At 72.9% G+C, this 12267-nt stretch carries 14 protein-coding genes; 9 read left to right on the plus strand and 5 right to left on the minus strand.

Features of this window, described 5'->3' with window-relative positions; translation table 11 throughout:
* Positions 1–52: 52 nt before the first annotated feature.
* Both ACO2TI_RS03490 and ACO2TI_RS03495 read left to right on the plus strand, forming a co-directional pair.
* Positions 53–400 (plus strand): hypothetical protein, encoded by a 348-nt coding sequence (locus tag ACO2TI_RS03490; protein WP_423282052.1) that lies wholly within the window; start codon positions 53–55, stop codon positions 398–400.
* Between the two features lie 105 nt (positions 401–505).
* A complete protein-coding gene (locus ACO2TI_RS03495) occupies positions 506–991 on the plus strand; it encodes a CBS domain-containing protein (protein WP_423282053.1) in 486 nt (161 codons plus the stop codon).
* A 14-nt stretch (positions 992–1005) separates the two neighbouring features.
* Here ACO2TI_RS03495 and ACO2TI_RS03500 read toward each other — a convergent pair whose 3' ends face one another.
* Genes ACO2TI_RS03500 through ACO2TI_RS03510 form a run of 3 tightly spaced genes read right to left on the minus strand, consistent with a single transcriptional unit; the run spans position 1006 to position 2998 of the window.
* Positions 1006–1473: an adenylyltransferase/cytidyltransferase family protein gene (locus ACO2TI_RS03500; RefSeq protein WP_423282054.1), complete on the minus strand. Its 468-nt coding sequence runs from the start codon at positions 1471–1473 to the stop codon at positions 1006–1008.
* A complete protein-coding gene (locus tag ACO2TI_RS03505) occupies positions 1470–2066 on the minus strand; it encodes a D-sedoheptulose-7-phosphate isomerase (RefSeq protein WP_423282055.1) in 597 nt (198 codons plus the stop codon). Before ACO2TI_RS03505 ends, ACO2TI_RS03500 begins: the two co-directional genes overlap by 4 nt.
* Positions 2063–2998 carry a bifunctional heptose 7-phosphate kinase/heptose 1-phosphate adenyltransferase gene (locus ACO2TI_RS03510; protein ID WP_423282056.1) on the minus strand — a complete coding sequence of 312 codons (936 nt, stop codon included), beginning with the start codon at positions 2996–2998 and terminating at the stop codon, positions 2063–2065. Before ACO2TI_RS03510 ends, ACO2TI_RS03505 begins: the two co-directional genes overlap by 4 nt.
* Positions 2999–3183: 185 nt before the next feature.
* Here ACO2TI_RS03510 and ACO2TI_RS03515 point away from each other — a divergent pair, with 185 nt between their 5' ends.
* Positions 3184–3972 carry a DUF4397 domain-containing protein gene (locus ACO2TI_RS03515; RefSeq protein ID WP_423282057.1) on the plus strand — a complete coding sequence of 263 codons (789 nt, stop codon included), beginning with the start codon at positions 3184–3186 and terminating at the stop codon, positions 3970–3972.
* Between the two features lie 167 nt (positions 3973–4139).
* A complete protein-coding gene (locus ACO2TI_RS03520) occupies positions 4140–4295 on the plus strand; it encodes a hypothetical protein (protein ID WP_423282058.1) in 156 nt (51 codons plus the stop codon).
* Between the two features lie 16 nt (positions 4296–4311).
* On the opposite strand, the gene ACO2TI_RS03525 is transcribed toward ACO2TI_RS03520, so the two are convergent.
* The gene (locus ACO2TI_RS03525) at positions 4312–5271 is read right to left on the minus strand and encodes an NAD(P)/FAD-dependent oxidoreductase (protein WP_423282059.1); all 960 of its coding nucleotides are present in this window, start codon (positions 5269–5271) and stop codon (positions 4312–4314) included.
* 112 nt (positions 5272–5383) lie between these two features.
* On the opposite strand from ACO2TI_RS03525, the gene ACO2TI_RS03530 reads away from it, so the two are divergent.
* From ACO2TI_RS03530 to ACO2TI_RS03545, 4 genes are all read left to right on the plus strand, one after another.
* On the plus strand, positions 5384–5896 hold the full coding sequence (locus ACO2TI_RS03530) for a hypothetical protein (RefSeq protein ID WP_423282060.1): 513 nt from the start codon (positions 5384–5386) through the stop codon (positions 5894–5896).
* The gene (locus ACO2TI_RS03535; protein WP_423282061.1) at positions 5874–8600 is read left to right on the plus strand and encodes an ATP-binding cassette domain-containing protein; all 2727 of its coding nucleotides are present in this window, start codon (positions 5874–5876) and stop codon (positions 8598–8600) included. Before ACO2TI_RS03530 ends, ACO2TI_RS03535 begins: the two co-directional genes overlap by 23 nt.
* A gap of 106 nt (positions 8601–8706) precedes the next feature.
* On the plus strand, positions 8707–9135 hold the full coding sequence (locus ACO2TI_RS03540) for a CBS domain-containing protein (protein ID WP_423282062.1): 429 nt from the start codon (positions 8707–8709) through the stop codon (positions 9133–9135).
* A 5-nt stretch (positions 9136–9140) separates the two neighbouring features.
* Positions 9141–10286 carry a GGDEF domain-containing protein gene (locus ACO2TI_RS03545; protein ID WP_423282063.1) on the plus strand — a complete coding sequence of 382 codons (1146 nt, stop codon included), beginning with the start codon at positions 9141–9143 and terminating at the stop codon, positions 10284–10286.
* A 145-nt stretch (positions 10287–10431) separates the two neighbouring features.
* Here ACO2TI_RS03545 and ACO2TI_RS03550 read toward each other — a convergent pair whose 3' ends face one another.
* A complete protein-coding gene (locus ACO2TI_RS03550) occupies positions 10432–11826 on the minus strand; it encodes a sigma-54-dependent transcriptional regulator (protein WP_423282064.1) in 1395 nt (464 codons plus the stop codon).
* Between the two features lie 162 nt (positions 11827–11988).
* Here ACO2TI_RS03550 and ACO2TI_RS03555 point away from each other — a divergent pair, with 162 nt between their 5' ends.
* Entirely contained in the window at positions 11989–12261 is a 273-nt protein-coding gene (locus ACO2TI_RS03555) for a GlsB/YeaQ/YmgE family stress response membrane protein (protein ID WP_423282065.1), read from the plus strand.
* The last annotated feature ends 6 nt before the right edge of the window (positions 12262–12267 follow it).

Below are 12267 nucleotides of genomic sequence, written 5' to 3' on the forward strand. Positions count from 1 at the left end.
AAGATTGCCGCCAGAAGGGTGGGCTCGGCAAGGCTCGGGCCGGGAGATGAGCATGAAGTGCCTTTCGAAGTCCGTCTTCTGTTCCGCCGCGGCGCTCGTGGCCATCGCGCTGCAAGCGCCCTCGCTGGCCCAGCAGCAGCGTGCGACGCCGGCCGCACCGCGCGCCAGCGTGCCCGCCAGTGCCCCCAAGGCCACCACCCCGGCCGAACTGCCGCCGGGCGCCACGTCCGCGCGCGGCAACAAGGCAGCCGTGCCGGCCAGCGGCGCCAGCAGCCCGGTCAATCCGCGCACTGGCTCCACCCCCGGCACACCGCCCGGCGTGAACACCGGGCGCGCCGACAAGGCCCAGACGCCTCAGGGTGCGGGTTCGAAGCCCGCGCCCGCGGCCAGTGCGCCTTGATGAGGAGCCGCAAGGCAATCGCCATTCCCGTCGACCCCGGCCACGCCGCCTCGCAAGGCATGCGCCTTGCCGGGCCAAGAACCAGCATCGAGAAAGGTGGGCCCCATGACGCGAATCTCCGACGTGATGACGCGCGGCGTGCGCACCCTGTCGCCCGGCGATACGCTGACGCTCGCCGCGCAAGCGATGCAGGAACTCGATGTCGGCGTGATCCCGGTGTGCAACGGCCGCGAGCTGATCGGCATGGTGACCGACCGCGACATCGTGCTGCGCGGCGTCGCCCAGGGTTGCCGGCCCGAGGACACGCGGCTCGACCAGGTGATGAGCGCGCATCCGCGCTGGTGCTTCGAAGACCAGTCGCTCGAGGATGCCGCGCGGCAGATGAGCGAGGCGCAGATCCGCCGGTTGCCGGTGGTCGACCGCGAGAAGCACCTGGTGGGCATCGTCTCGCTGGGCGACATCGCGGTGCGCGGCGACGAGAACGAGGCCGGCTCGGCGCTGGGCTCGATCAGCGAGCCGGCGCGCCCGGACCGTTCGAGCCAATCGCAGGCCAGCGGCACCGCAGGCGGCGGCGAATCCCTGCAGCGCTGAGCGGCCGGCCCGCGCTACGGCGCCTGCAGGCGCGTGCGCGCGAAGGCGGTGCTGCTCGACAGCCCGGGCAGCCGCGGCACGATCACCGTGCGCCCGCCCCAGGCGGCGACCTGCGCCGCTTCGGGCAGGCGCTCGATGAGGTAGTCCCCTCCCTTGACGTAGACGTCCGGGCGCAGCGCGTCGATCAGCGCGGCCGGCGTGTCCTCGTCGAACAGCAGCACCGCCGAGACGCACTGCAGGGCCGCGACGACGCGCGCGCGGTCGCGTTCGCCGTGCACCGGCCGCCCCAGGCCCTTGCCGAGCCGGCGCGCGGACGCGTCGCTGTTGATGCCGACCACCAGCGAACGCCCCTCACTGCGCGCGGCCTCCAGGCAGTGCACATGGCCGGCGTGCAGCAGGTCGAACACGCCGTTGGTGAACACCAGCGGGCGCGGCAGCTGGCGGCACGCGGCAATGCCGGCCGGCAGGACGCGCGACTTCATGCGCGTCCGCCCCCTGCCGGCACCAGGCCGAGCGCCTGCTCGATCTGCCCGCACCAGGTGTGGCCGATGAAGATGTGCGCCTCCTGGATGCGCGCGCTGTCGTCATGCGGCACGACCAGCGCCAGCCGCGCCATCGTGCGCGCCGGCCCGCCGTCGCGGCCCAGCAGCGCAATGCTCTCGAGCCCCAGCTCCTCGGCGCAGGCCAGCGCGCGCAGCACGTTGGGGCTGCGGCCCGAGGTCGACAGCGCGATCGCGCAGTCGCCCCGGCGCGCATGCGCCTGCAGTTGGCGCGCGAACACCTGTTCGTAGCCGTAGTCGTTGCCGATCGCGGTGAGCGCCCCGACGTCGCCGCTGAGCGACCAGGCCGGCAGCGCGCGCCGTTCCTGCCGCAGGCGACCGCTCAGCTCCGCGGCGATGTGCAGGCTGTCGCAGGCCGAGCCGCCGTTGCCGAAGAGCAGCAGCCGCCCGCCTTCGGCGATCACCTGCGCCAGCCGCGCGCCGGCCAGCGCCACCGCCTCGCGCATCGCGCCGAGCGCCGCGAACACCTGCTGGTGCGCGGCGAGGTTGCGGTCGAACAGCTCGGCGCCGCTCATGTGGCCGCGGTCTCCACGACGTCCTCGCCCACCTCGGCCGGCGTCACGCTCGCGGTGCCGAACTTGCCGACCACGATGCCCGCCGCGCGGTTGGCGTAGCGCACCGCGTCGTCGAGCGTGCGGCCGGCGCACAGCGCCGCGGCCAGCGCGGCGAGCACGGTGTCGCCGGCGCCGCTGACGTCGAACACCTCGCGCTGCTCGGCGCGCACGTGCAGCGTCGCGCGATCGCGCGAGAACAGCGCCATGCCCTGCTCGCCGCGCGTGACCAGCAGGTGCTCGAGGTCGAGCTGCTCGCGCAGATGCGTCATGCGCCGCTCGAAGCCGGCGTCGTCGCTCCAGGCGCCGCCGGCCGCGCGGGCCTCGGCCTCGTTGGGCTTGACCAGCCACGCCCCGCGGTAGCGCGTGAAGTCGGCCGTGCTCTTGGGATCGACCAGCACACGCCCGCCCTGCGCGGCCACGCGCCGCACCATCGCGTCGCCGTGGCGCAGCGCGCCCTTGTCGTAGTCGGACAGCAGCACCAGGCGGTGCGCCGGCAGCAGGTCGAACACCAGGTCGGCCAGCGCGCGCGCGCTGTCGCCGGGTACGTCTTCCTCGACGTCGACGCGCAGCAGCTGCTGGCGCCGGCACACGGCGCGGATCTTCTGCGTCGTGACGAGGCCCTCGCGGTGAACCGCATGCAGCCTGACGCCGCGCTCGTGCAGCAAGGCGGCGAGCCGCTGTCCGGCATCGTCGTCGCCGAGCAGCGTCGCGAGTTCGACCGCGCAGCCGAGCGACGCGACGTTGACGGCGACGTTGGCCGCGCCGCCGGCGCGCTGCCATTCGCGGCCCATGCGCAGCACGGGGACCGGCGCCTCGGGACTGATGCGCTCGACGCGCCCATCCCAGTAGCGGTCCAGCATGCTGTCGCCAACGACAAGAACGCCTTGATTCATGGGTGATTCCAGCCGCAACGCACGCGCCGCGGCATCGTCGACGCCGCGCGCGAGGGACTCGATGTTTCGTGCTGCGGCATGGCAATCGACATGCCCTTGCCTGCGGGGGTGGCTGCGGGTTGCAGCGGCACATCGGTTGCCTGGATGGCGCACCAAAGCAGCGATACACGCATCCAGGAGTTGCCATGTCCACGTCCTTCTTGCGCTTCATGCGCCCGCTCGGCGCCATCGTTCTCGGCGCCGTGTTCCTGACCGCCTGCGGCGGCAGCGACGACGACTTCGACGATCGTGCCGACATCGCCGATCCCAAGGTGCGGTTCGTGCACGCGATCCCCGCCGGTCCCAGCGTCTCGCTGTACCGCAACGACGCGAAGCAGGCCGACGCCACCGGCGTGAACTACCTGTTCGCCTCGCGCTACTTCGACGTGGCCGGCGGCACCGCCACCTGGGCGCTCAAGACCGAGACCAACCCGACCGTCGACCTGGGCAGCGTGAGCTTCGACGCGAAGCGCGGCGACAAGAACACGATCGTCGCGCTGCCGGGCAGCGCCGCCGCCGACCTGCTGCGCATCGAGGACCCGTACAACAAGGGCCTGGTCAGCGACAAGGCACGGCTGCGCGTGGTCAACGCCGCGTTCAACGCGTCGACCATCGACGTCTACCTGACCACGCCGACCACCGACATCGCGACCGTGTCGCCGACCTTCGGGCAGGTCGCGTACAAGACCTCCAACCCCGGCTCGGGCGCCGACTCGGTCGAGCGCGACGGCGGCACCTACCTGCTGCGCATCACGCCGGTGGGTACCAAGACCGTGATCTTCAGCAAGTCCGTCACGGTCAACAACAACGCCGACTGGCTGCTCGTCGTGATTCCCGACGAAGGCATCGGCGCGGTCACGCCCAACGACGTGCGCGTGCTGCTGGTGCGCGCCGACGACGAAGCCGAGGCCGCGACCGAGTTGCTGACCGATTGACCGATTGAAGCCGCGCGCCGCCGAGCCCGCCCTGGCCGGCCCCGCGGCCGGCGGCGGGCTCGTCTACGTGGAAGACCGCCACCCGGGCATCCGCCGCGCCGCAGCCCAGGCTGGCGCCGCGCGCGCTGCTCGAACCGGTCGCGCGCCAGCTCGGCAACACGGTCGCGGTGTGCAAGAAGGCCTACGTGCACCCGGCGATCCTCGAGTGGTTTTCGGGTGATGCCTGCCTGGACGAGGCCGCCGCGCTGCGGCGCGTGCGCGCGCGGGGTCGTCACTCGGCGGCCGAACGCCGCTTGCTGGCCTTTCTGGCGCGGCGGTGCTGAGCCTGCGCGTCGCGCTTCACGGCGTCGCGCCCGACGCCACGATGCCCGGCGCGATGCCGCTCCATCCGGGGCGCGCGAACGCCGGGCCCGTCTCGATGTCGTCGCGTCCCTCGTCGAACCGGCGGTTGATCGCGTCGGCGGCGATCGCCCCGTGGCCGACCGCGATCGCCAACTGGCCGCACGGGCTCGCGACATCGCCGACCGCGTAGACGCCCGGCACGCTGGTCGCGCACGAGGACGAGATCAGCACATGGCCGTCGGGCGCCAGCGCGACGCCGAGCGCGAGCGCCAGTTCGACGCGCGGCTCGCGCGCGCTGGCCACGCACAGCCAGTCGAAGCGCCGCAGGCTCTGGTCGGCCAGCCGCGCGACGACCTCGCCGCTCGTGGGACAGAGCAACTTGCGGATCGGCTGCGCGCAGCATTCCAGCCGACTTTCGCAGGCGGCATCGGCGTCGCTGTCGAACAGCGTCACGACCGCGCCGGCATGCGCGAGGAAGAGCGCGTCGGCCACCGCGCGCGCACCGCCCACCACCGCGACGCGCCGCCCGGCCAGCATCGCTTCGTTGCCCATCGAGCGGTGCCACAGGCGCTGGCGGTAGCGCACGCCCTGCAGGCCGGGAATGGCCGGCGCCGGGTCGCCGCAGCCGGTGGCCAGCACCAGGCAGCGAAAGCGCAGCCGATGCCATTCGCCCGGCAGCTCGAAACCGCCGTCGACGCGCTCGATGCTTGCGATGCAGCGGTCGGTCACGGTGCCGTGCGCGGCGTCGAGCTGCTGCAGCAATTCCTGCAGCAAGGCCTGGCCGGGAAGCCCGGGCGCACGGCCCGGATAGTTGCCGACGTGGTCGATCTCGCGCGCCGCGCTGCGCCCGTCGTCGAGCACGACGACGCGCCGGCCGCTGCGCCTCAGTCCGCATGCGACGGTCAATCCGGCCGGACCGGCGCCGACCACGACGACATCGCTGGTTCTCACGGACATGTTCGTCTTCTGTTGTCGCGCCGATGAGGGCAACCGTCGTGCCGCATGGCCGCGCGGCACGCCGCCGCGCCCGCCGCCGGCGCGCAGGCGCGCCGTTTGCCGCAAACCGCGAATGCGACCGACCGATGCTCCCCACTACCCGACGAGCTACGGCCCCTGGCCGGCCAGCGTCAATGCGCAGCAGCTGCGGCTGTCCGCTCATGACCACGTGCTGTGCGCCTTTGCCGAGGCGCCGCACTGCGACGCGGTGGCGCGCCGCCTGCAGCGCTTCGCGCCCGGCAGGCCGCACTGCCGCCGCCTGCGTCCCGAGGCGATGCTGCGCCGCCTGGAGGCGGCCGCCGCGCACGATCTGCCGTCGCCCGCGACCTTCTGGCGCCGCGGCGACGCGGCCCCGGGGCTCGCGCCGCTGGCGCGCCAGGGCAGCCACTGGCTGCTGGTGCGCATCAACGACGAGGCCACGGTCCGCCAGTTGCAGCGCGCGCTGCGCGGGCTGCCGGTGCAGCGCGCGCTGCGGTTCAGCGAGCTGACCGTCGAGGATCTCCTGTCGCGGCGCAAGGGCCGCCCGCGCGCGGGACAGGCAGCGGCCCGCGGCAGTCATCCCGGTGGCTCCACCCTCGGCCGCTGAAGCCTCGGGACCTTCCTCGAGCATCTTCGCGACGGTCGCGCCCTACGTCTGGCGCTTTCGCCACCGCACGCTCGCGGCGCTGGCGCTGCTGATCCTGGCCAAGGCCTGCGCGGTGCTGGTGCCGATGGCGCTGAAGGCCATCGTCGACCGGTTCAGCGAGTTCGCCGCGCAAGGCATGGCCGCCGCGCTGCAGCTGCCGGTGTGGCTGCTGCTGGGCTACGCGCTGCTGCGCTTTGCCGGCACGCTGTTCACCGAGCTGCGCGACCTGGTGTTCTCGCGCGTCACGCAGCACGTGACCAGCGCGGTGTCGCAGCGCTGCTTCGAGCGCCTGCTTGCGCTCGGCTCGCGCTTCCACGGCCGCCGCCAGACCGGCGCGCTGATCCGCGACGTCGACCGCGGCACCGCCGGCGTCGGCTTCCTGCTCGGCGCCGGACTGTTCACGATGGTGCCGACGCTGGTGGAGTTCATCGCGGTGCTGGCCATCATGGCCTCGCGCTACCCGCTGAGCTTCAGCGCCGCGATGCTCGCGACCTTCGTTGCCTACGCCACCTACACCGGCGCGCTGACGCAGCGCCGCGAGCTGCGCCAGCGCCGCGTCAACGAGATCGACTCGCGCGCGCACGCCCACCTGGTCGACCGCCTGCTCAACCTCGACTCGGTGCGCGCCTACGCACGCGAGGCCTACGAGCGCCGGCGCTACGGCGAGCTGTGGCAGCAGCTGATCGACAACAACCTCGCCAACCAGCGCGCGCTGTCGGCGCTGCACATCGGCCAGGGCGGGATCATCGCGATCGGCGTCGCGACCGTGATGCTGCTGGCCGGACAGCGCACGATGGCCGGCGACATGACGGTCGGCGACCTGGTGCTCGTCAACGCCTACGTGATCCAGATCTGCCTGCCGCTGAACGCGCTGGGCTTCGTGGTGCGCGAGGCGCGCGACGCGCGCGTCAACGCCGAGCGGCTGCTGCAGGTGCTCGACGAGCCGGTGGAAGTGCGCGACGCACCGAACGCGCCGGCCCTGGCGCTGCGCGGCGCGGCGATCCGCTTCGAGGAGGTCGACTTCGGCTACGAGCCGGGGCGCCCGATCCTGCGCCACTTCAGCCTCGACATCGCGCCCGGCAGCACGGTCGCGGTGGTCGGCGGCAGCGGCTCGGGCAAGTCGACGCTGGCGCGGCTGCTGCTGCGGCTGTACGACGTCGACGCCGGACGCGTGCTGATCGACGCGCAGGACGTGCGCAACGTGAGCCTGGCCTCGCTGCGCGAGGCGATCGGCGTCGTGCCGCAGGACACCACGCTGTTCAACGGCACGGTGGGCGAGAACATCGCCTACGGGCGGCTCGGCGCGCCGGCCCACGCGATCGTCGACGCCGCCGCGGCGGCCCAGGTGCACGAGTTCATCGCATCCTTGCCGCAGCAGTACGACACGCCGGTCGGCGAGCGCGGCGTCGCGCTGTCGGGCGGTGAGAAGCAGCGCATCGCGATCGCGCGGGCCTTCCTGAAGAACCCGGCCGTCCTGATCCTCGACGAGGCGACTTCGGCGCTCGACACGCGCGCCGAGCGGGCGATCCAGGAGCAGCTCGACCGGCTCGCGCGCGACCGCACGACGCTGGTCATCGCGCACCGCCTGTCCACCATCGTCGACGCCGACGAGATCATCGTGCTCGACAAGGGCCGCATCGTCGAGCGCGGCCGCCACGACGCGCTGCTCGAGCTCGACGGCCTGTACGCGCAGTTGTGGAAACTGCAGCTGCAGCAGCGCGAGTTCGAACGGCTGGAACGGCGCCTGGCGCGCGAGCCGGTGCACCTGGGCGTGCTGATCGCGCTGGCGCTGGACACGCTGCGCCCGCTGACGCAGCGCCGCGGCGTGACCGTCTACACGGCGATCGACGTCGAGAACGCCAGCGTCAGCGGCGATCCGGGCGCGCTGACCGACGTGATCCACAACCTGTGCCACTGGGCGCTGAACGCGACCGCGCACGGCGGGCGCATCGAGCTGAGCCTGCGCCGCGCCGGCCCGAACGCGCGCCTCGAGGTGCACAGCGAGCACGCGCCGGGCGGCGTCGCGGCGGCGCCGGCGGAGCCCGGCGCGACGCTCGACCCGCTGGTGCTGCGCTCGATCGTCGAGCGCCAGGGCGGCACGCTGCAGATGCACCACGGCGACGACGGCGGCACGACGATGGTCGCGCTCGAGCTGCCGCTGCGCGCACTCAACCTGCCCTCGCCGGCCCCGGGGGCTGCGCCCAGCCTGCCGCCGCCCGAGCCGCCGCCGGCGCCGCCCGGCGAGGCCTTGCTGGCCGGCGCGCGCGTGATGGCGATCGACGACAACGCCGACGCGCTGGAGTCGATCGGCCTGCTGCTGCGCCTCGAAGGCGCGAGCGTGCTGGCCTACGACAGCGGCGAGGCGGCGCTCGCCTGGCTGGCGCAGCAGCCGAGCAGCGCCTGGCCCGACCTGCTGGTGTGCGACATCGCGCTGGGCGGCCATCAGGACGGGCTGGCGGTCGTGCGCCGCATCCGCGCGCTCGAGCTGGAGCGCGGCGTCGCGCTGGGGCGGCGGCTGCCGGCGATCGCGCTGACCGGCCTCGCGCAGCCCGACGACCGCATGCGCACGATGCTGGCCGGCTTCCAGGCCCATCTCGCCAAGCCGGTCGACGCGCGCGAGCTGCTGGTCACCGCGCGCGGCCTGCTCGCGCGGCGCGCCGCGTGAGCAGGCGCCGCGGTCGCCGCCGATGCGCCCGTTGCAGTCGCTTTCCTCAAGGCACGCCCCTTGCCGAGAGGGGGTGCGGCCGTCGCGGCCGCACCCAGGAGCGCCGATGCCCACCGTCAGCCAGGTCATGAGTCGCGAGGTGCAGACCGTCGCGCCCGACGACACCGTCCAGTTCGCCGCGCAGCGCATGCGCGCCTGCGGCATCGGCAGCCTGCCGGTGTGCCGCGAAGGACAGCTGGTGGGCACGCTCACCGACCGCGACATCGCCGTGCGCGTCGTCGCGCCGGGTCGGCTGGCGTCGAACACACGCGTCGAGGAGGTGATGAGCGACCACGTCGTCTACTGCGGCGAGGACGAGGACGTCGAGGCGGTGCTGCAGATCATGGGCGAGGACCAGATCCGCCGCCTACCCGTCGTGCGCGACGGCCGCCTGGTGGGCATCGTCGCGCTGGCCGACCTGGCGCGCAGCCGCGACCAGCCGCTGGCGCAGGCGGTGCGCGAGATCTCTTCGCCGGTCGACCGGCTGCCGGAGTGAGCGCCATGCGAAACCACCGGACCACGCTCTCGCCGCGCGCCTGGGCGCGCATGCGCGGCGGCATCGCCGCGCTGACGGCGGCGCCCGCCGAGGCGGTCGCACTGGCCGCGCCGGCGACCGTCGTGCCGCCGCGGCGCGATGGCGCCTCCTCCAGCGACACGGTTCGCCTCGAACGCGCGCTCGAACAGGCGCTGCGTTCGGGGGACAGCGCCCAGCGTTTCCTGCAGGCCTTGTCGGCGATGACCGAGCGCCTGCTCGCCGCGGCCACCGAGGAGGAGGCCTTCGCGGTCGTTGCCGAGGCCGGCCCGAAGCTCTTTCCCGGCTGGGCCGGCCGGCTCACGCGCCCAGGCGCCGCGTCGCAGGCGCTGGCCGAATGGCGCGAGCCCGCCTCGCTGCGCCCGCCCGACGCGGCCGCAAGCCTGCAGACGCTGCGCGTGTGCGTGCCGCCCTCGGCCGCCAGCGGCGCCACCGGTGCAGCAGCGGCGCGCCGCCTCGATCTCCAGCTCGACCGCAGCAGCGCACTGCCGGCGCATTGGCTGGGCCTGGTGTCCTGCGGCGCGCAGGCCTTCGCCGCCGCGCTCGACCTTGCGCTGACCAGCCTGCGCATGCGCCTGGCGCTGCAGGACCAGGCGCTGCGCGACGAGCTCACCGGCTTGCACAACCGCCGCTTCTTCAACGACGCGCTGGCGCACGAGGTCGCGCGCTCGCAGCGCGACGGCAGCGCGCTCAGCCTGGCCATTCTCGACATCGACCACTTCAAGGCTTTCAACGACGAGTACGGCCATCCGGCCGGCGACGCGGTGCTGCGCGCGGTCGGCCGGGAGGTGCAGCAGGCGGTGCGGCGCTCGGACATCGCCTGCCGCATCGGCGGCGAGGAGATCGCCTTGCTGCTGCCGCACTCGCCGGCCGAGGGCGCCACCGGCCACCTCGAGGCGCTTTGCCGCCGGATCGCGTCGCTCGAGGTGTGCTTCGAGGGACGCAGGCTGCCGCCGGTCACGGTGTCGATCGGCATCGCGCAGGCGCGCGGCAGGCAGATCGACGCGACGGCGCTGATCCAGCGCGCCGACGACGCGCTCTACGCGGCCAAGCACGAGGGCCGCAACCGCGTCGTCGCCTGGAAGGCTTCGGACGGGCACACCGCCGCCGGCTGAAGCGGCCGCCGGGACGAGGCCAGCGCCGGGCCGCTCCCAAGCGGCCGAGCGCCCCCTCGGGGGGCAGCGAACGCCGTGAGCGTGGGGGCACGACCTCCACGAGGCCAGCACCGGGCCGCTCCCAAGCGGCCAAGGGCGCTCTAAGTCAGTCCTCGGCGTCGTCGAGCGCTTCGCCGGGCGACTCGGCGGCGTACTCGCGCAGGCGGTTGTAGAGCGTCTTCAGGCTGATCCCGAGCACCGCCGCGGTCTTTTCCTTGTGGTGGTCGTAGTGCGCCAGCGTCGCGAGGATCAGCGTCTTCTCGGCATCGGCGATCGACGCGCCGATCGGGATGCGGATCGACGCCGCGTCGCCCGCGCGCGGCGCGGGTTCCCTGGCGGCAGGCTCGCCCCCGCTCGGCAGCCACTGCTCCTCGATCGTGCTGCCCGGCGACATCACGTAAGCGCGCTGCACGACGTTGCGCAGCTCGCGCACGTTGCCCGGCCAGTCGTAGCGCTCGAGCCGCGCGATGCCGGCCGGCGTGAAGCGCTTGTCCTGGCCTTCCTTCTTGCCGATCTCGGCCAGGAAGTGGTTGGCCAGCAGGCCGACGTCGTCGCGCCGATCGCGCAGTGGCGGCAGCGACAGCGGAAAGACGTTGAGGCGGTAGTAGAGGTCCTCGCGCAGCTTGCCGGCGGCGATGGCGCCCTCGGGCACGCGGTTGGTGGCGGCGAGCACGCGCACGTCGGTGTCGAGCGACTGCGTCGAGCCCACGCGCATGAAGGTGCCGGTCTCGAGCACGCGCAGCAGCTTGACCTGCAGGTCCTGCGGCATTTCTGTGATCTCGTCGAGGAACAGCGTGCCGCCATTGGCGCGCTCGAAGAAGCCCAGGTGCTGGCGCTCGGCGCCGGTGAAGCTGCCCTTCTCGTGCCCGAAGATCTCGCTTTCGATCAGGTGCGGCGAGATCGCGCCGCAGTTGACCGCGAGGAAGGGCTTGCTGCGCCGGCGGCTGAGCTCGTGGATCGTGCGCGCGACGACCTCCTTGCCGGTGCCGCTCTCGCCGGTGATGAGCACCGTGACCGCGGTGCCGGCCACGCGCGAGATCTGCTCGTAGACCGCGCGCATCGGGTTCGAGCGTCCCCACAGCTGGCCGAAGTGGCCCGAGGCCTGCAGCTCGTCGCTGAGCGTCTCGATCTCGGCGCGCAGCTCCGACGGGCGCATCACCCGCGACAGCACGCCTTGCAGGTGCTTGAAGTTGATCGGTTTGATGAGGTAGTCGGCCACGCCCAGGCGCAGCGCCTGGACCGAAGTTTCCAGGCTGGCGTGGCCGGTGATCAGCACCACTTCGGTGTTGCCGACCAGGTCGGGCTCCTCGAACAGCTTCAGACCGCTGCCGTCGGGCAGCTGCAGGTCGAGCAGGACGACATCGGGGTGCTGCAAGACGAACTGCGCGCGCGCTTCCTTCAGCGAACCGGCGATGCTGACGGTGAACTTCTCTTCGGCAATGAGCGCGGCCATCATCTTGGCGGCATCGCGATCGTCTTCGACGATCAACGCATGGCTCACGGCAGGCCCTCCGGGCTGGGTTGACTGCGAGCGAGCCTTTTACCACTTTGCCCAGGCCCGGTGGTAACCGCTTGGCACGACGCCCCCCAGGACGGGCATGTGGATTGCCGAACCTCGCCGACGGGCGCCGCTGCGGCGCCAGCTCGAAGCGAGGAGCATGCGATGACGACTCTGATTGTTTGGCTCGTGGTGGGCGGCATCCTCGGCTGGCTGGCCAGCATGGTGATGCGAACCGATGGGCAGCAGGGCATCGTGCTGAACATCGTCGTGGGGATCGTCGGCGCGGCCATCGGCGGCTGGCTCCTCTCGCCGCTGGTCGGCGCACCGACGATCAACCAGAACGTGTTCAGTCCGGCGAGCCTGCTCGTCTCGCTGATCGGCGCGATCGTGCTGCTGGCCATCGTCAACCTCGTGCGGCGCGGACGTCCACGCTGAGCAGCA

The organism is Caldimonas sp. KR1-144, from assembly GCF_049446155.1.
Classification (GTDB): Bacteria; Pseudomonadota; Gammaproteobacteria; order Burkholderiales; family Burkholderiaceae_C; genus Rivibacter.